At 64.9% G+C, this 16,406-nt stretch carries 16 protein-coding genes and 1 pseudogene; 7 read left to right on the forward strand and 10 right to left on the reverse strand.

Annotated features, from left to right (window positions below):
* Positions 1-133: 133 nt before the first annotated feature.
* The 7 genes and pseudogenes from ACYRGX_RS06965 to ACYRGX_RS06995 form a co-directional block, all read right to left on the reverse strand.
* A complete protein-coding gene (locus ACYRGX_RS06965; RefSeq protein ID WP_473055882.1) occupies positions 134-721 on the reverse strand; it encodes an IMPACT family protein in 588 nt (195 codons plus the stop codon).
* A gap of 95 nt (positions 722-816) precedes the next feature.
* The gene (locus ACYRGX_RS06970; protein ID WP_473055883.1) at positions 817-1,491 is read right to left on the reverse strand and encodes a TetR family transcriptional regulator C-terminal domain-containing protein; all 675 of its coding nucleotides are present in this window, start codon (positions 1,489-1,491) and stop codon (positions 817-819) included.
* An 80-nt stretch (positions 1,492-1,571) separates the two neighbouring features.
* On the reverse strand, positions 1,572-2,954 hold the full coding sequence (locus tag ACYRGX_RS06975) for a uracil-xanthine permease family protein (protein ID WP_473055884.1): 1,383 nt from the start codon (positions 2,952-2,954) through the stop codon (positions 1,572-1,574).
* A gap of 90 nt (positions 2,955-3,044) precedes the next feature.
* Positions 3,045-3,848, reverse strand: a complete 804-nt coding sequence (locus tag ACYRGX_RS06980; RefSeq protein WP_473055885.1) for an outer membrane protein OmpK — start codon at positions 3,846-3,848, stop codon at positions 3,045-3,047.
* A 232-nt stretch (positions 3,849-4,080) separates the two neighbouring features.
* The gene (locus tag ACYRGX_RS06985) at positions 4,081-4,944 is read right to left on the reverse strand and encodes a methyl-accepting chemotaxis protein (RefSeq protein ID WP_473056645.1); all 864 of its coding nucleotides are present in this window, start codon (positions 4,942-4,944) and stop codon (positions 4,081-4,083) included.
* Positions 4,942-6,078, reverse strand: a pseudogene (locus tag ACYRGX_RS06990) (HAMP domain-containing protein); the annotation flags it as partial. The gene ACYRGX_RS06985 and the pseudogene ACYRGX_RS06990, both read right to left, overlap by 3 nt.
* A gap of 101 nt (positions 6,079-6,179) precedes the next feature.
* Complete coding sequence (locus ACYRGX_RS06995; RefSeq protein ID WP_473055886.1) at positions 6,180-7,115, reverse strand: LysR family transcriptional regulator; 936 nt, start codon at positions 7,113-7,115, stop codon at positions 6,180-6,182.
* 149 nt (positions 7,116-7,264) lie between these two features.
* Between ACYRGX_RS06995 and aptA the strand changes: the two genes are divergently transcribed.
* From aptA to ACYRGX_RS07010, 3 genes are read left to right on the forward strand one after another with little or no spacing between them, the layout of a single operon-like run.
* A complete protein-coding gene (gene aptA / locus ACYRGX_RS07000; RefSeq protein WP_473055887.1) occupies positions 7,265-8,611 on the forward strand; it encodes an omega-aminotransferase AptA in 1,347 nt (448 codons plus the stop codon).
* The gene (locus ACYRGX_RS07005) at positions 8,611-8,907 is read left to right on the forward strand and encodes a cupin domain-containing protein (RefSeq protein WP_473055888.1); all 297 of its coding nucleotides are present in this window, start codon (positions 8,611-8,613) and stop codon (positions 8,905-8,907) included. Before aptA ends, ACYRGX_RS07005 begins: the two co-directional genes overlap by 1 nt.
* A gap of 16 nt (positions 8,908-8,923) precedes the next feature.
* Positions 8,924-10,420 (forward strand): CoA-acylating methylmalonate-semialdehyde dehydrogenase, encoded by a 1,497-nt coding sequence (locus tag ACYRGX_RS07010; protein WP_473055889.1) that lies wholly within the window; start codon positions 8,924-8,926, stop codon positions 10,418-10,420.
* 157 nt (positions 10,421-10,577) lie between these two features.
* Here the strand turns inward: ACYRGX_RS07010 and ACYRGX_RS07015 are convergent, their stop codons facing one another.
* The 3 genes from ACYRGX_RS07015 to ACYRGX_RS07025 form a co-directional block, all read right to left on the reverse strand.
* Positions 10,578-11,111 carry an REP-associated tyrosine transposase gene (locus tag ACYRGX_RS07015; RefSeq protein WP_473055890.1) on the reverse strand — a complete coding sequence of 178 codons (534 nt, stop codon included), beginning with the start codon at positions 11,109-11,111 and terminating at the stop codon, positions 10,578-10,580.
* A 107-nt stretch (positions 11,112-11,218) separates the two neighbouring features.
* A complete protein-coding gene (locus ACYRGX_RS07020) occupies positions 11,219-12,010 on the reverse strand; it encodes an NYN domain-containing protein (RefSeq protein WP_473055891.1) in 792 nt (263 codons plus the stop codon).
* Positions 12,011-12,103: 93 nt separating this feature from the next.
* Positions 12,104-12,544, reverse strand: a complete 441-nt coding sequence (locus tag ACYRGX_RS07025) for an Lrp/AsnC family transcriptional regulator (protein ID WP_473055892.1) — start codon at positions 12,542-12,544, stop codon at positions 12,104-12,106.
* Between the two features lie 211 nt (positions 12,545-12,755).
* Here ACYRGX_RS07025 and ACYRGX_RS07030 point away from each other — a divergent pair, with 211 nt between their 5' ends.
* From ACYRGX_RS07030 to ACYRGX_RS07045, 4 genes are all read left to right on the forward strand, one after another.
* Complete coding sequence (locus tag ACYRGX_RS07030) at positions 12,756-12,938, forward strand: type II toxin-antitoxin system Phd/YefM family antitoxin (protein ID WP_473055893.1); 183 nt, start codon at positions 12,756-12,758, stop codon at positions 12,936-12,938.
* A gap of 64 nt (positions 12,939-13,002) precedes the next feature.
* Positions 13,003-13,602: a YitT family protein gene (locus ACYRGX_RS07035; protein WP_473055894.1), complete on the forward strand. Its 600-nt coding sequence runs from the start codon at positions 13,003-13,005 to the stop codon at positions 13,600-13,602.
* A gap of 55 nt (positions 13,603-13,657) precedes the next feature.
* Positions 13,658-14,455, forward strand: coding sequence for an IclR family transcriptional regulator (locus ACYRGX_RS07040; RefSeq protein WP_473055895.1), 798 nt, complete (start codon positions 13,658-13,660; stop codon positions 14,453-14,455).
* 196 nt (positions 14,456-14,651) lie between these two features.
* A complete protein-coding gene (locus ACYRGX_RS07045) occupies positions 14,652-16,325 on the forward strand; it encodes an ABC transporter substrate-binding protein (RefSeq protein ID WP_473055896.1) in 1,674 nt (557 codons plus the stop codon).
* The last annotated feature ends 81 nt before the right edge of the window (positions 16,326-16,406 follow it).

Consider the following 16,406-nt stretch of genomic DNA (forward strand, 5'->3'; position numbering starts at 1 on the left):
TGTATTGCAAGGCGTTGATGCATGGAGGCGGCGGCCAGTCGCTTGCGCGGCGACGGGCCGCAGCGCGGCGCAACGCCACCTGTGGCACGCACGCCGCAGTCTGGGCAAAAACGTTGTGCACAAGCGGCCGCTTTCACGTGAGGGGCGCCAGGCGGCTGCGCCCGCGGCTGATGTCGGCCAGCCAACTGGCCAGGGCCTCGCGTTGCTGGGGCGGAACCGCGAGATCGAGCCAGGCTCCCCCGGCATCGAAGGTCTCCTGCTCCAGGGCCGTCTCGAACTCGCCCAGGCGCGCCTTGACCCGGGCCAGTTCGGTGAACGGCACATGGCAGCGCAGGGTCTCGCGCAACACCCGTTCGGCGCGTTCGCCGGCCTGCAGGCACTTGGCAGCACCCCCGCCATAGGCGCGCGCCAGGCCACCGGTGCCGAGCTGGATGCCGCCGTACCAACGGATCACCAGCACTACCACGGCGTCGAAGTCCTGGCCTTCGATGGCAGCGAGGATCGGTCGGCCGGCGGTACCGCCGGGTTCGCCGTCGTCGTTGAAGCGGTACTGCTGGCCGATCTTCCAGGCCCAGCAGTTATGGGTGGCATCGCTCACGCTGTGGCGAGCGATGAAGGCCTGCGCCTCCTCGACGTTGGCCACCGGCGCGGCCAGGGTCAGGAAGCGGCTCTTGCGGATTTCTTCGCGGTATTCGCAAGGGGCGACGAGGGTAAAGGGCATCGGCGCTCCGTGGGGCTGGATGAGGGGCGAATGATCGACCGCGCCGGGCGATGCCGCAAGGGCGGTCGATGCTTCGACGTGTGCGGGACCAGGCCCTAGGATGGAATGAGCGGGTCCTGGCTCATCTTCACTCCGCAGCCCTTGAGGATGATGTGGATGAGGTTGTCGGTGGCGACCTGGAAGTCCGCCTTGGTCAGTCGCTTGCGCCCCAGCAGGCTGCAGATCTGGCTGGAGAAGTCCGCGTAGTGCTGGGTGCTGCCCCAGAGCAGGAAGATCAGGTGCACCGGGTCGACCGGGTCCATCTTGCCCTGTGCAGCCCAGGCCTCGAACACCGCCGCGCGCCCGCGAACCCAGTCGCGGTAGTCCTGGCTGAAGTGCTCGGAAAGGCATTCGCCACCGCTGATGACCTCCATGGCGAAGATCTTCGAGGCCAGCGGGTGGCGGCGCGACATCTCCATCTTGGCGCGGATGTAGGCAGCCAGCGCGGTGGCCGGGTCATCCTCGGCGGTGAGGTGGGCGAAGACGCTGTCCCACAGATCGAGGATGTGGCGCATCACCTCGATGTACAGACCTAGCTTGCTGCTGAAGTAGTAATGCAGATTCGCCTTGGGCAACCCCGCGCGCTGCGCGATGGCATTCATGCTGCTGCCCTTGTAGCCGTGGCGAGCGAACTCCTCGGCGGCGGCCGCGAGAATCTGCTCCTCGTTTTTCTGGCGGATGCGCCCGCCGGGGCGGGCGGCGCTGTGATTGATAGAGGCTGGGGCGTTCATTTCCATGTTCGTGACTGACTGCCGGGTCGCTTTACCTGATTAACCCGATTGCCCTGCCTTGGGCAAGCGCGGGTTGCCTTTCAGTGGAGGTTTTCCTGAGCGCCGGTAGGTGCCTCGGCGCGCCGTTCGTTATCCGGCAGCAGCAGGTTGAGCACGATGGCGGTGATGCCGCCGCAGGTGATCGCCGAGTCGAACAGGTTCTGCACGACCTTGGGCAACTGGTGCAACAGGTTCGGCTGTGCCGCGATGCCCAGGCCGACGCCCAGCGAGGCGGCAATGACCAGCATGCTGCGACGATCCAGCGGCGCCCGCGCGAGGATGCGGATGCCGGCGGCGGCGACGCTGCCGAACATTACCAGGGTCGCACCGCCGAGCACCGGCTTGGGAATCTGCTGCAGCATCGCGCCAAGCAGCGGGAACAGGCCGAGGGCGAAGAGCAGGGCGCCGATGTAGAGGCCGACGTGGCGGCTGGCCACGCCGGTCATCTGGATCACGCCGTTGTTCTGCGCGAAGGTGGTGTTGGGGAAGGCATTGAAGGTGGCCGCCAGCAGGCAGGACACGCCGTCGCCCAGCACGCCACCGCGCAGGCGCGCAAGGTAGCTGGGGCCCTCGATCGGCTGGCGCGAGAGCATGCAGTTGGCGGTCAGATCGCCGACCGTCTCGATGGTGCTGATGAGGTAGATCAGCGCCACCGGCAGGAACGCGGTCCAGTCGAAGTCGAAACCGAAGCGGAAGGGCTGCGGCAGGCTCACCAGTGGCAGGTCGGGCAGGGCATGCGGGACCAGCTTGCCGCTGGCCCAGGCGGCCAGGCTGCCGACGGCGAGGCCGATGATGATCGCCGAGAGGCGTAGCCAGGCGTTGTTCGAGCGGTTCAGTACGATGATGGTGAGCAGTACCAGGCCGCCCAGGGCTAGGTTGCCCGGCGCACCGAAGTCGGGGGCGTTGAAGCCTCCGCCCAGGTCGGTGATGCCGACCTTGATCAGGCTGACGCCAATCAGGGTGATGACGATGCCGGTCACCAGCGGCGGCACCACGCGCTGCAGGCGATGGATGAAGCGGCTGAGGACGATCTGCACGAAGGCGCCGAAGAAACATACGCCGAAGACCATCGCCAGGATGTCCTCGGGGCTGCCGCCGCGAGCCTTGACCAGCAGGCCGGCGGAGAGCACCGCGCCGAGGAAGGCGAAGCTGGTGCCTTGCAGGCAGATCATGCCGGCGCCGATACCCAGCGGGCGCCGTGCCTGGATGAAGGTGCCGACCCCGGAAACCATCAGCGCCATGCTGATCAGGTAGGGCAGCTGCGCGCTGAGGCCGAGCACCGAACCGATGACCAGCGGCGGAGTGATCACGCCGACGAAACTGGCCAGTACGTGCTGCAGTGCGGCGAACAGGGCGGGGAGCGGAGCAGGGCGGTCTTCCAGGCCGTAGATAAGGTCTGGCGTGTCTTCGTGGGCGGTCGACATGGGCATTCTCTCGGCAGAAGGGGAGCAGGGTCTCCCCGAGTAAGTACGGCGCCGCGGATGGGGGCGCGGCGCCGTTTCGCAGGCTTCTAGTTAGAAGTGAGCCTTGATGATCCAGCTGAAGGTGTTCTGGTCAGTGCTGCCGACGAAGTTGTCGCTGACGAAACCACCGTCTTCGATCGCGTACTTGTCGCTCCAGTAGTCGTATTCGATACCGACGTACAGTTGCTTGGCCTGGTAGCCCAGGGCCTTGCCCAGGTCGTACTTGATCTGCGGGTTGATATGCAGGTTCTTGTGCATATCGTTGTTGCTGTTGCTCTTGTCGTTGACGACCCAGTCGATGAAGCCGTCGAAGAGGATGTCCGACTTGCCGACCGGAATGGTCATGCCCCACGCCGGAGTCACCTGCCACTGGCCGGCCGGGTTGCCGGTGATGCCGTCGGGCTTGCGGTAGTAAGTGTTCAGCTGGAAGTAGTCGAAACCGGGGATCGTCAGGTCGACGGCCGGGCCGAGCAGGTAATTCTGGTTGCCGTTCTCGCCGCGCTCGTAGGTCGCCGACAGCAGGACGTCGCTGATCGGGCCGAAGGACAGGTCCTTGCCGGTGATCTTGCCGAACGACAGGCGCGGGCTGAATTCGCCGTAGTAGGTATGTTCACCGGCGGAGTCGCTGCCCTTGCCGTTGAACCAGATATTGTCGACGAACAGGAAGATGTCGCCCCAGGTCCAGCTACTGACGTGTTCGAAGGTAACGGTTTGCTGGTTCGGCGGGTCGACCTTGTAATGCTGGCCATTGAGGTAGGTGAGGCTTTCGCCGTGCCAGAGCATGCCGGCATTGGCCTGCGTAGCAGCGACGGCCAGACCGCCGGCGAGCAGCAGGGAAGTGGCTTTGAGGTTCATCGGGGCTCCTTGAGGGACAGCATCTTTCTAATGATTTCCTGGCCGTTCGGTCAGGTGCTCACATATTGCTGCAAGTTTCTGTCCAATTGCCTCGATCCCTTGTAAATACTGGCCCTCGCGATGAAGGACGACGTCCTTTCGGTGCGCTCGTTCCTCCCTGAAACGCGCGAGGCGCTGCGGCTCAAGCTCGCAGCGCCTCAAATTGGAGCAATAGCACCAGGTTGGTGCGTCGTTAGAGCTGGAAGCTGGCGACGCGCTCATGCAGTTCGCGGGTGGCACCCACCATGCGCTCGCTGACCTGGGCAGTGCTGCGCGCCTCCTGGGCATTGCTCTCGGAGAGTTCCTTGATCGACAGCGTGTTCTGCTCGACGCCGGCGACGACGCTGGCCTGCTCCTCGGCGGCCGAGGCGATCTGCAGGTTCTGCTCGCCGATGCTCTCCATGCTCTGGGTGATCGCGGCGAAGATGTCCGCCGTACGATTGACCTCGTCGACCGTGCTGGAGGCCTGCTGGTGGCTGTCGCGAATGGTCTTCACCGCGGCACTGACCTGCGTCTGCAGGCGCTCGATGGTGCTGTAGATCTCTCGGGTCAGCTCCTGGGAGCGTTGAGCCAGGCTGCGGACCTCGTCGGCGACCACGGCGAAACCGCGGCCCTGCTCGCCGGCACGGGCGGCCTCGATGGCGGCGTTGAGGGCAAGCAGGTTGGTCTGCTCGGAGACGTTCTCGATCACGTCCACCGCTTTGGCGATGGCCTGGCTTTCGTGCTCCACCGCGCCAATCGCGCGGATCGACTCGTCCATTTCACTGAACAGTCTGCTCATGCCGTCCACCGCCAGCGTCACCTGGCCGCGGCCATCGCGGCACTGCTCGCCGGCCTGGCTGGCCATTTCCGCGGTGGTGTGCGAGCTGCGGCTGACTTCCTGCACGCTGCTCACCAATTGGCTCATGGAACTGGCGATCAATTCCATTTCCTGGGTCTGTCGACCGATGCTCTCCTGGCTGCTCAACGCACTGGCGTTGAGCGCCTGGGCCTGTTCGCGGGTGATCGATTCGAGTCGCGCGACCTCGGCGATCAGCTCGCGCATGCCGGACTGCATGCGGTTGAAGTCCGCCGCCAATTCTCCCAGTTCGTCCTGGGCGGCCGTCTGGATCGGCTGGCTCAGGTCTCCGCCGGCCAGCCGCTGGGTACCGGCGCTGATGTCGGCGATGGCGCGGCGCACCGAGAGGAAGAAGCCGGTGAACAGGTAGAGACAGAGCAGGATCACCGCGCAGAGGGTCAACGACCAGAGCATCAGGCTGCGGCTGCTGGTGTCCACGTGCTCCTGCAGGTGACCGCGCAGGTCGTCGAAGACCCCACGGGTCAGGCTGTCCAACTCCTGCTGCAGCGGGTCGTAGTCTTTCAGACGCTCGGCCCATTGCGCGGTGGCGTTGATATCGAAGAAGCCCTGGTTGGTGAAGACGTCCAGGGTGCCTGTCTTGTAGATGTCCAGGCTGCGCTTGGCGATGTCGGCCAGGCGTTTGCGTTGTTCCTGATAGCTGGTCTGCTCTGGGCTGGTATCGGTGAAGTCGCCGATTACGCTGGCCTGGTCGATGATGGTCGAGCGGGCGCTGGATTCGAGGAAGCCGTAGGCCGTCATGTAGGCCGAAAGCGTGCGGGTCTGCGCGAGTGTCTGGTAGAACGGGATCAGCTCATTGAGCAGGAAGTCGATGCCGCGATAGATCTCGATGTCGTCGTCGCGGATCAGCGCGGAACTGGCCGCCACTTCCTTCATGGCCTGGTATTGCGTCAGCAGGTGACGTGTCTGGGCGATGTACTGGCTGCCCAGTGCCATGGTGCGGGTGGCGCGGTCGACCTGTGCGGCAGGGTCCTGGTCGGAAATGCCGGCCAGTTCGGCGAAGGGATTGCCCTGCAGCCACTGGGCATACTCCTGTGCGTTGGTGGCGAATGCCTTGCCTTGCTGATCGATACTCTCGGCGACGTCCGGTTTGTTGCGCGCGTAGGCGATCACATGCAGCCCGGCCAGGCGCAACGCCTGGAGATGGACCTGCAGGCCGTGCTCGATGGTATCCAGGCCGAGCAGTTCGTTGCGGGTTTCCTGAAGGCCCTGATAGAGGGTGATGAGCTTGTCGCCGGCGATCCAGCAGAACGGCAGCATGAACACGGTGAGGATGATGGCGAACTTGCGGGCATAGCGCGCCCTGTTCATCAGGGCGAGGGCAGGTTGGAACATGGGGACTCCTGGCGGGCCTCGGAGCGAATCCGGGGGGCAGCAAATACATAAAATACTGGCGTCAATTTGATAGCAAAATTCCTGCCGTTATAGTCAGAAATTTAATTGCCGTGTGGCGGGGGCGCGCCCGCCAAAGCCTCCAGGAAGGTTTCCAGGACCAGATGAGGCCGGCGCCCGCGCCGCGTCACGCTGGCGAGGCTGATGTCGTAGTGATGGCTGCCCTGTTTTAGGGCGCGCAGGCGGCCTTCCTGAACCCAAGGGCGTGCATAGTGATCCGGCAGGTAGCCGATGTAGCGTCCGGTGAGGATCAGGAAGGCCATGCCCTCACGGTCTGAAGCCGAGGCCGTGCAGTTTAGCGCGGCGTAGCGCGCCTGGGCTTCGGAGGGGAGGCGGAAGGTGGGTTCGATGGCGTCCTGGGCGTGCAGACGTTCCTCGGTGAGGGCGTCGTCCTCGACGTAGAACAGCGGATGGCCAACGGCGCAATAGAGCTGCGAGCGTTCCTCGTAGAGCGGCAGGTAGTCCAGTCCCGAGAGTGCACCGGCCTGGGGCACGACGCCGACATGCAGGCGCCCGTCGAGCACGCCCTGCTCGACTTCGCCCGGCGCGATCATGCGGATCTGGATGCGCACGCCGGGGCCGCGGTCCTTCAGTTGGGCCAGGGCATGGGTGATGCGCATGTGCGGCACCGTCACCAGGTTGTCCGTGAGGCCGATGTTCAGCTCGCCGCGCAGGTGCCGGTGCAGGCCGTTGACCTCGGTGCGAAAGCCTTCCAGCGAGGCCATCAGGCGCAACGCCGATTGGTACACCTCGCGTCCTTCCTCGGTCAGCGCGAACCCGGCGCGACCGCGTTGGCACAGGCGCAGGCCCAGGCGCTGCTCGAGATCCGCCATCTGCTGGCTGATCGCCGAGCGGCCGATGCCGAGGGCACCCTCGGCGGCGGAGAATCCACCGCTTTCCACGACCTTGCAGAACAGCCGCAGCAGGCGGATATCGAAGTCGGCCACCTGGGCCAGGGGATCGGGACGACGGGTCTGCAAGGGCGGGTGCTCTTTGTTTAGTGGTGGTTAAACAAAAGGTAGGAAAAATCGAATTTTTCGGAATTTAGGCCCGTGTCACCTTCTGCCGCAAGTGCTGTGCTTATCCCCGAGCCGCGAACCATCGCCATCCGTCCTTCCGCGAGGCCTTCATGAACATGCCGCAGAGCGTCACCCCGTCCGTCGCCGACCAGCTCAAGCTGGACGCCCACTGGATGCCCTTCACCGCCAACCGCGCCTTCCGCAAGGACCCGCGGATCATCGTTGGCGCCGAGGGCAACTGGCTCATCGATGACAGCGGACGCAAGATCTACGACAGCCTCTCCGGCCTGTGGACCTGCGGCGCCGGGCACTGCCGTGCGCCGATCGCCGAAGCCATCGCCAAGCAGGCCAGCACCCTGGATTACTCGCCGGGCTTCCAGTACGGCCACCCGGCCTCGTTCCAACTGGCCGAGAAGATCGCCGACCTGCTGCCGGGTGAGCTGAACCACGTGTTCTTCACCAACTCCGGCTCCGAGTGCGCGGACACCGCGGTGAAGATGGCGCGCGCCTACTGGCGCCTGAAGGGCCAGCCGGCGAAGACCAAGCTGATCGGCCGCGCTCGCGGCTACCATGGCGTCAACGTCGCCGGCACCAGCCTCGGCGGCATCGGCGGCAACCGCAAGATGTTCGGCAGCTTCATGGACGTCGACCACCTGCCGCACACCCTGCAGCCGGGCATGGCCTTCACCCGCGGCATGGCCGAGACCGGCGGCGTGGCGCTGGCCAACGAACTGCTCAAGCTGATCGAGCTGCATGACGCCTCGAACATCGCCGCGGTGATCGTCGAACCGATGTCCGGTTCGGCCGGCGTCATCGTCCCGCCGCAGGGCTACCTGCAGCGCCTGCGCGAAATCTGCGACCAGCACCAGATCCTGCTGATCTTCGACGAAGTCATCACCGGCTTCGGGCGCATGGGCAAGGCCACCGGCGCGGAGTTCTTCGGCGTCACCCCGGACATCATGAACGTCGCCAAACAGGTCACCAACGGCGCCGTGCCGCTGGGCGCGGTGATCGCCAGCCGCGAGATCCACGAGACCTTCATGCAGCAGGCTTCGCCGGAGTACGCCATCGAGTTCGGCCATGGCTACACCTATTCCGCGCATCCGCTGGCCTGCGCCGCCGGCCTCGCCGCGCTGGACCTGCTGGAGAAGGAAAACCTCATCCAGCAATCGGCCGAACTGGCGCCGCGCTTCGAGCAGGCGATTCACTCGGTGCAGGGCGCCAAGCACGTGCTGGACATCCGCAACTGCGGCCTGGCCGGCGCCATCCAGCTCGCCCCGCGTGACGGCGATGCCATGGTGCGTCCGTACGAAGCCGGCCTGGCCCTGTGGAAGAAGGGCTTCTACGTGCGCTTCGGCGGCGATGGCCTGCAATTCGGGCCGACCTTCAACGCCAAGCCCGAAGAACTCGACCGGCTGTTCGACGCCGTCGGCGAAACCCTCAACGGGCTGGCCTGATGGCCACCCGTCCCCAGGCCGTGCCCAGCGTGCAGGTGGACAACGCCGAGGTCATCGTCACCGAGTGGCGCTTCGCCCCCGGTGCCGAAACCGGCGCCCACCGTCATGGCTATGACTACGTGGTGGTGCCGATGACCGGCGGCACCCTGGTGCTGGAAACCCCCGAAGGCGAGCGCCAGGCCCAGCTGATCGCTGGCCAGGCGTACTTCCGCAAGGCTGGGGTTGAGCACAATGTGATCAATGGCAGCGACCACGAAGTGGTCTTCGTCGAAACCGAAATCAAGCACAGCGTCTGACGCGCGAGGACAAGAAATGCAGCAGATTCCCCACCTGATCCACGGCGAGCGCGTTGCCGGCAGCGGCCGCAGCGCGAACGTTTACAACCCCGCCACCGGCGAGGTGACCGGTCAGGTCGCGCTGGCCGACCAGGGCGTCATCCAGCAGGCCATCGACTCGGCCAAATCGGTCGCCCGCGAATGGCGCGACACCCCGCCGGCCAAGCGCGCCCAGGTACTGTTCCGCTTCAAGCAACTGCTCGAAGAGAACCAGGAGAAAATTGCCGCGCTGATTTCCGCCGAGCACGGCAAGACCCTGGAAGACGCCGTCGGTGAACTCAAGCGCGGCATCGAGAACGTCGAGTACGCCACCGCCGCCCCGGAAATCCTCAAGGGCGAGTACAGCCGCAATGCCGGCCCCGCGATCGATTCCTTCAGCGACTTCCAGCCGCTGGGCATCGTCGCCGGCATCACCCCGTTCAACTTCCCCGCCATGGTGCCGCTGTGGATGTACCCGCTGGCGATCGCCTGCGGCAACTGCTTCATCTTGAAGCCCTCCGAGCGCGACCCGAGCTCCACCCTGTTCATTGCTGAACTGTTCCAGCAGGCCGGCCTGCCCAAGGGCGTGCTCAACGTGGTTCACGGCGACAAGGCAGCGGTGGACGCACTGATCGAAGCGCCGGAAGTGAAGGCCCTGAGCTTCGTCGGTTCCACCCCGATCGCCGAGTACATCTATGCTGAAGGCGCCAAGCGCGGCAAGCGCGTGCAGGCCCTGGGCGGCGCGAAGAACCACGCGGTGCTGATGCCCGATGCCGACCTGGACAACGCCGTCAGCGCGCTGATGGGCGCGGCCTACGGTTCCTGCGGCGAGCGCTGCATGGCCATTTCGGTGGCGGTCTGCGTGGGCGACCAGATCGCCGATGCGCTGATCGACAAGCTGGTGCCGCAGATTCAGTCCCTGAAGATCGGCGCCGGCACCCAGTGCGGCCTGGACATGGGCCCGCTGGTCACCGCCGCCGCGCGTGACAAGGTGGTCGGTTACATCGACGACGGCATCGCAGCCGGCGCCAAGATGGTGGTCGACGGCCGTGGCCTGAAGGTCGCCGGCCACGAGGACGGTTACTTCGTCGGCGGCACCCTGTTCGACCGCGTGACCCCGGACATGCGCATCTACCGTGAGGAGATCTTCGGCCCGGTGCTCTGCGTGGTGCGGGTGAACAGCCTGGAGGACGCCATGCAGTTGATCAACGATCACGAGTACGGCAACGGCACCTGCATCTTCACCCGTGATGGGGAAGCCGCACGGCTGTTCTGCGACGAGATCGAAGTCGGCATGGTCGGTGTCAACGTGCCGCTGCCGGTGCCGGTGGCCTACCACAGCTTCGGCGGCTGGAAGCGCTCGATCTTTGGCGACCTGGCCGCCTACGGCCCGGACGGCGTGCGCTTCTACACCCGGCGCAAGACCATTACCCAGCGCTGGCCGGCGCGCAAGACCCACGAAGCCGCGCAGTTCGCCTTCCCCAGCAATGGCTGAGGCGCTCTAGCGCTATCAGCCAAAGGCCGGTCGCATGACCGGCCTTTGGCGTTATGGACTCTCTGTAATCGATGGGTATCGCTTTGCTCAACCCATCCTACGGGGGGGAGTGTTCGTAGGATGGGTTGAGCAAAGCGATACCCATCAAGTCCGGCGGTCACTCACGCTCGCCCATCACTCCCTCAAGCACATCGTCCCCCGCCCAATCCGCCGGCAATACGCCGGCTCGTACATAACGGTGAAACGACGACCACGGCCAGTCCGCCAGACGCTGCAAATGCCCGTGCTTGCGTGGATTGTGGTGGATGTAGTCGACGTGGCGGGCGAAATCCGCGTCGTCGCGAATGCGATGTTCCCAGAAGCGGCGCTGCCAGATGCCGCGCTCGCCCTTGCGCCGGTGGCTGGGCGAAATGCGCTCGTCGTGGGGCAGCGCACGACTGAAGTGGCTCTTGATTAGGCGCCAGCGCAAACCGTAGTCGGCATCGCCGTCGGGCAGGCTGCAGAGCGCATGCAGGTGATCGGGCAGAATCACGATGGCCTCGATGCGCCAGGGCTGGCGCCGCATGCCGTAGGCGAACGCGGCGCGCAAGTCGTCGATGTGCTCGACCAGCAGGCGGCTGCGGCGATGGGCCAGGTTCAGGGTGAAGAACCAGGTGGCGCCGGGTGTGTGGTCGCGACGGTAGTGGGGCATCTTCGGCGTCCTTGCCGGGGGATTGATGGGTATCGCTTTGCTCAACCCATCCTACGAACCTACGTCCCACGCCCGTAGGATGGGTTGAGCAAAGCGATACCCATCTCTCAAGCCCGCGCATTGCGCACGTAGAAGTCCTTGCCGCCGTTGGCGCTGCCCGGGCGGGTCTGGAGTTCGAAGCGTTTGGGCTGGCTCTTGATCAGGGCGCTGAGCTTGTTGAAACCGTACAGGCGCGGGTCGAAGTCCGGGCGCAGTTTGCTCAGGTTGGAGCCCAGGGCTCCGAGCTGAACCCAGTCGTCCTCGTCGTCGGTGATGTCGTCGAGCACCTTGGCAATGAACTCCAGCGGTATCTTCTGTTTCTTCGGCTCGGTCGATGTCTTCGGCGTCTCCACCGGCGGCGTGGCGCGTTCGTCGTGGGTCGCTGGGGTGGGCGCAGGTTCCGGCGACGCCCGCAGGATCTCGGTGTAGACGAACTTGTCGCAGGCGCTGACGAAGGGCTTGGGCGTCTTCTCTTCGCCGAAGCCGTATACCGTCAGGCCTTCCTCGCGGATGCGCGCCGCCAGGCGGGTGAAGTCGCTGTCGCTGGAGACCAGGCAGAAGCCGTCGAAGCGCCCGGTGTAGAGCAGATCCATGGCGTCGATGATCAGCGAACTGTCGGTGGCGTTCTTGCCGGAGGTGTAGGCGAATTGCTGGATCGGCTGGATGGAGTGGTCGAGCAGTACCTTTTTCCAACCGCCCAGATTGGGCTTGGTCCAGTCGCCGTAGATGCGCTTGACGCTGGCGACGCCGTACTTGGCGATCTCCTCGAACAGCCCCTCGACGATGGCCGGCGGGGCGTTGTCGGCGTCGATCAATACCGCCAGGTGCTTCTGCGTCGCGGGCGTGTTGTGCTTGGCCATGGGGCATTCCTTGCGCAGAGAAAGGTTCGAACATACTGCGGATGTGGACCCGGGACCATGCTGCGGCGTGCCGCATCGGCCTGGGCGCGGTTTTCACAGCGGCACACTGCTGGCCTTCAGTTGGCGGAGCACAAAGCTCGATACCGAATGCCGCAGGCCCGGGATGTGGTAGAGCTTTTCGCGCAGCAATCGTTCGTAGTCGCGGGTGTCCTTCACAGCGATGCGGATGAAGTAGTCGTATTCGCCGGACACCAGGTAGGCCTCGATCACCTCGGGGATTTCCGCCAGTGCTCGCTCGAATTTCTCCAGGGTTTCATCGCTGTGGTGATCGAGGGTGAGCATCACGATCAGGCTGTCGCGGTAGCCGAGTTCGGCGAGGTCGATACGGGCTTCATAGCCCTGGATCACCCCGGCTTCCTCCATGCGCTTGATCCGTTGCCAGCAGGGGCTGGACGACAGTCCGACCTGCTTGCCGACCTCTTGCAGACTGGCGCGCCCGTCCTTGCTGAGGACCCGAAGAATTCTTCGGTCCATCTCGTCTGGATTATTTTTTTGCATTTTTATAATTCTGTAGAAGGATTTTTCAATTCTATACCTATCTTCGGTAAATAAAGAAGCCTATTTCGCGATGCGCAGATCAGAATGTCATCGTGCTTCCGCGACCCCGGTCGGTCGCAGCAGGGTGTTCGGTGCGATCCATCGATTGCCGTGTGACGAGAAGCCTGCCTTCCCATGAGGAAATGCCATGTACCAGGTGAAATACGACATGCCCGAAGCCCAGACTGACCTCGAGTTGATCCTCGAACAGGTCATTTATGGCGCCGAGGTCATCATCGTTCGCTATGGAGTGGAAGTGGCGCGAATTACCGCGCTGGAGGGGAAGGGTCGTGGCAACGCCCCGGCAACCCTGCAACCCCAGCCCTGCTGAGCGCCCCATGTTCCGGCACGGGCAGGCGCCCGTAAACGGCGAGCTTGGCGAACGCGTCCAGCGTGTGAGCCCCTATCCGCGGCACAACGCCGTCGACGACGCCTACGGGATGTTCATCGGCGTGGCGCTGGCCGCGATGGGTATCGCGCTGCTCGGCAAGAGCGGGCTGATCACCGGCGGCATCGCCGGAATGGCGTTGCTGGTGTCCTTCGTCACCGACTATCCCACCGCCGTGCTGGTGCCGGCGATCAACGTGCCGTTCCTGCTGTTCGCGTTGTTCAGCATGGGACGGCCGTTCACCCTGAAGAGTGTCGTCGTGAGCTTCGCGCTGGGCTTGGGCGTGAGCCTGACCGGGCCCTTGCTGAACCTGTCTGGAATCTCGCCGGGCATCGGCTCGATCCTCGGCGGCACCTTTCTCGGCATGGGCATCCTCTGCCTGGCCCGACACAACGCTTCGATGGGCGGTACCGGCTCCCTGGTGCTGTGGATTCAGCAGCGCTTTTCCATCAATGCCGGCATCTCCCAACTGCTCTTCGACTGTGCGCTGTTCGTCGTCGCCAGTTTCTACCTGCCGCTGGACAAGATGCTCTGGTCGCTGTTCGGCACCGTGGCGATGAACGCGATTCTGATCCGCTGGCACCGCCCGGGGCGCTATCGAGGCTGAGTGAACATTCGGTTAAAGTGCCGCCAAAGACCCTAGGCGCCGCCCGTAACGACCGATGAAGCAAGCAGACAACCCGAACCAGGATCCACAGGCCGACCCGCTGTTCAACCAGTCCCTGGAGAAGGGCCTGCAAGTGCTCGCGGCCTTCGCTACGACGCATCCGCGCCTGAGTCTGGGCGAGGTCTCCCAGCTTACCGGCATGAGCAAGGGTTCGGCGCAGCGTGCCGTGCATACCCTGGAAGTGCTCGGCTACGTCGGTCGCGATGCACGCAGCCGGCGTTTTCGCTTGCTGCCGAAGGTGGTGGAGCTGGGCTTCAATTACCTGGGCAACCACCCGCTGGTGCGCCAGGCGCATCCGTACCTCGCGCAGTTGGCGCGGGAGTCCGGTGAGACGGCGAGCCTCACCGAGGCGGTGGGCCGCGACATGATCTACATCTCGCAGATCATGACCACCCAGAGCATTCCGGTGCTGACCCCGGTGGGCATGCGCATCCCCATGTACTGCACCAGCTCCGGGCGCGCCTACCTGAGTTGCCTGCCGGACAGCGAAGTGCGTGCGTTGCTCGAGGCCTCGCCACGGGAGCCGCGCACGCCGTCCACCCTGACCGAGGTGGAGGCCATCCTGCTGCAGGTGCAGAGCTGCCGGCGCCTGGGCTACGCGCTCAACTGCGAGGAGCTGTTTTTGGGCGATATGGGGATCGGCGCGCCGATCCTCGATCGCGAGGGCCAGGCCATCGGCGCGGTGCATCTGTCGCCGCCGACCAGCCGCTGGACGCTGGAGGCGATCACCCTGCGCCTGGCGCCGCTGGTACGTGATTGCGCCCGGGGCATCTCCGAATCGCTGGCGCACTGAGGTCGGGCACGCTTGCTCCAGCGTGAGTCGTTTTTCCCCGACGCCATGCTGGCAGAATGATGGCCGAATCGACTTCGGGCGGGTTCGAGAAGGGATTTCTCAGGGTTTTTATATCGATAATCGATTTTGCAGTATCGATTGGCATGCGGGTTGCTCCTCTCAGCCGTAGAACGACTACAGCCGACGAGGACCACCGATGAGCCGCACGACCACGCTTTCGCACACGTCATCCGCCCTGGCAAAACTCGCCCTGGCATTGTCCCTGGCCCTGGGTGGCGCCACCCTGGCGCAGGCGCAGGAAAAGACCCTGCGCATCGCCATGACCGCCGGCGACATCCCGCGGACTCTCGGCCAGCCCGACCAGGGCTACGAGGGCAACCGCTTTACCGGTATCACGATGTTCGATGGCCTGACCCAGTGGGACCTGAGTTCGGCGGACAAGGCCAGCGTGCTGATTCCCGACCTCGCCGTGTCCTGGTCGGTAGATGCCGACGACAAGACCAAGTGGGTCTTCAAGCTGCGTGACGGCGTGACCTTCCATGACGGTTCGGCCTTCGACGCCGCCGCGGTGGTGTGGAACGTCGACAAGGTGCTGAACAAGGAAGCGCCGCAGTACGATCCCTCGCAGATCGGCGTGACCGCCTCGCGCATGCCGACGCTGCGCTCGGCGCGGGTGATCGACGCGCACACCGTGGAGCTGACCACCTCCGAGCCGGATTCCTTCCTGCCCTACAACCTGACCAACCTGTTCATGGCCTCGCCGGCCCAGTGGCAGGCCAAGTTCGACGCCGTGCCGGCCTCGGTCAGCGACCCGGCCAAGCGCTCCCAGCAGGCCTGGGCCGCGTTCGCCGCCGATGCCTCCGGTACCGGCCCGTTCAAGATGGCCAAGTTCGTCCCGCGCGAGCGCCTGGAGCTGGCCGCCAACCCCGACTACTGGGACGAAAAGCGCCGGCCGAAGATCGACCATGTGGTGCTGCTGCCGCTGCCCGAGGCCAGTGCGCGCACCGCGGCACTGATGTCCGGCCAGGTGGACTGGATCGAAGCGCCGGCGCCGGATTCGCTGGAGGCGATCAAGGCGCGTGGCTACACCATCTACTCCAACCTGCAGCCGCACCTGTGGCCCTGGCAGTTCTCGCTGCTGCCCGAGTCGCCATTCCATGACCTCAAGGTGCGCCAGGCGGCCAACCTGTGCGTCAACCGCGACGAACTGAAAACCCTGCTCAGCGGCCAGATGGAACCGGCCACCGGCGTGGTGGAGCCCGGTGATCCGTGGCGCGGCAAGCCCAGCTTCCAGGTGCGCTACGACGTCGAGGCGGCGAAGAAGCTGATGGAAGAGGCCGGTTACTCCGCCGACAAGCCGGCCAAGGTCACCGTGCAGACCTCCGCCTCCGGCTCCGGGCAGATGCAGCCGCTGCCGATGAACGAGTACATCCAGCAGAACCTCAAGGATTGCTTCTTCGACGTGCAGTTCGACGTGCTCGAATGGAACACCCTGTATTCGAGCTGGCGCCTGGGCGCCAAGGACCCGGCTGCCCATGGCGCGGATGCCACCAACGTCAGCGCCGCGGTGATGGACCCGTTCTTCGCCATGGTGCGCTTCGTCAGCAGCAAGGCGCTGCCGCCGGTCTCCAACAACTGGGGTTACTACACCGACGCCGAGACCGACAAGCTGGTCGAGCAGGCGCGCACCACCTTCGACGAGGCCGGCCGCAACGAGGCGCTCGGCAAGCTGCACGCGAAGATCGTCGACGAGGCGCCGTTCCTCTTCGTCGCCCATGACGTTGGCCCGCGCGCCATCTCGCCGAAGGTCGGCCACGTGGTGCAGCCCAAGAGCTGGTTCATCGACATCGCCACCATGACGATGGAATGACGCCACGACCGATACCCGTCCGCCCGGCCCGAGTGGCCAGGCGGACGAGGCTTCGGCGATGGCTGCAGTGCGTATCAGCGG

It is taken from the genome of Pseudomonas sp. R4-15 (assembly GCF_055768815.1).

Excerpts from the sequence above, each read along its gene's own strand:
- ACYRGX_RS06985 (WP_473056645.1), bottom strand. The coding sequence starts at position 4,944 with ATGCAGTCCGGCATGCGCGAGCTGATCGCCGAGGTCGCGCGACTCGAA.
- ACYRGX_RS07010 (WP_473055889.1), top strand. The coding sequence starts at position 8,924 with ATGCAGCAGATTCCCCACCTGATCCACGGCGAGCGCGTTGCCGGCAGC.
- ACYRGX_RS07005 (WP_473055888.1), top strand. The coding sequence starts at position 8,611 with ATGGCCACCCGTCCCCAGGCCGTGCCCAGCGTGCAGGTGGACAACGCC.
- ACYRGX_RS07045 (WP_473055896.1), top strand. The coding sequence starts at position 14,652 with ATGAGCCGCACGACCACGCTTTCGCACACGTCATCCGCCCTGGCAAAA.
- ACYRGX_RS07040 (WP_473055895.1), top strand. The coding sequence starts at position 13,658 with ATGAAGCAAGCAGACAACCCGAACCAGGATCCACAGGCCGACCCGCTG.
- ACYRGX_RS07020 (WP_473055891.1), bottom strand. The coding sequence starts at position 12,010 with ATGGCCAAGCACAACACGCCCGCGACGCAGAAGCACCTGGCGGTATTG.
- ACYRGX_RS06980 (WP_473055885.1), bottom strand. The coding sequence starts at position 3,848 with ATGAACCTCAAAGCCACTTCCCTGCTGCTCGCCGGCGGTCTGGCCGTC.
- ACYRGX_RS07015 (WP_473055890.1), bottom strand. The coding sequence starts at position 11,111 with ATGCCCCACTACCGTCGCGACCACACACCCGGCGCCACCTGGTTCTTC.
- ACYRGX_RS06970 (WP_473055883.1), bottom strand. The coding sequence starts at position 1,491 with ATGAACGCCCCAGCCTCTATCAATCACAGCGCCGCCCGCCCCGGCGGG.
- ACYRGX_RS06975 (WP_473055884.1), bottom strand. The coding sequence starts at position 2,954 with ATGTCGACCGCCCACGAAGACACGCCAGACCTTATCTACGGCCTGGAA.
- aptA (WP_473055887.1), top strand. The coding sequence starts at position 7,265 with ATGAACATGCCGCAGAGCGTCACCCCGTCCGTCGCCGACCAGCTCAAG.
- ACYRGX_RS07025 (WP_473055892.1), bottom strand. The coding sequence starts at position 12,544 with ATGGACCGAAGAATTCTTCGGGTCCTCAGCAAGGACGGGCGCGCCAGT.
- ACYRGX_RS07030 (WP_473055893.1), top strand. The coding sequence starts at position 12,756 with ATGTACCAGGTGAAATACGACATGCCCGAAGCCCAGACTGACCTCGAG.
- ACYRGX_RS06965 (WP_473055882.1), bottom strand. The coding sequence starts at position 721 with ATGCCCTTTACCCTCGTCGCCCCTTGCGAATACCGCGAAGAAATCCGC.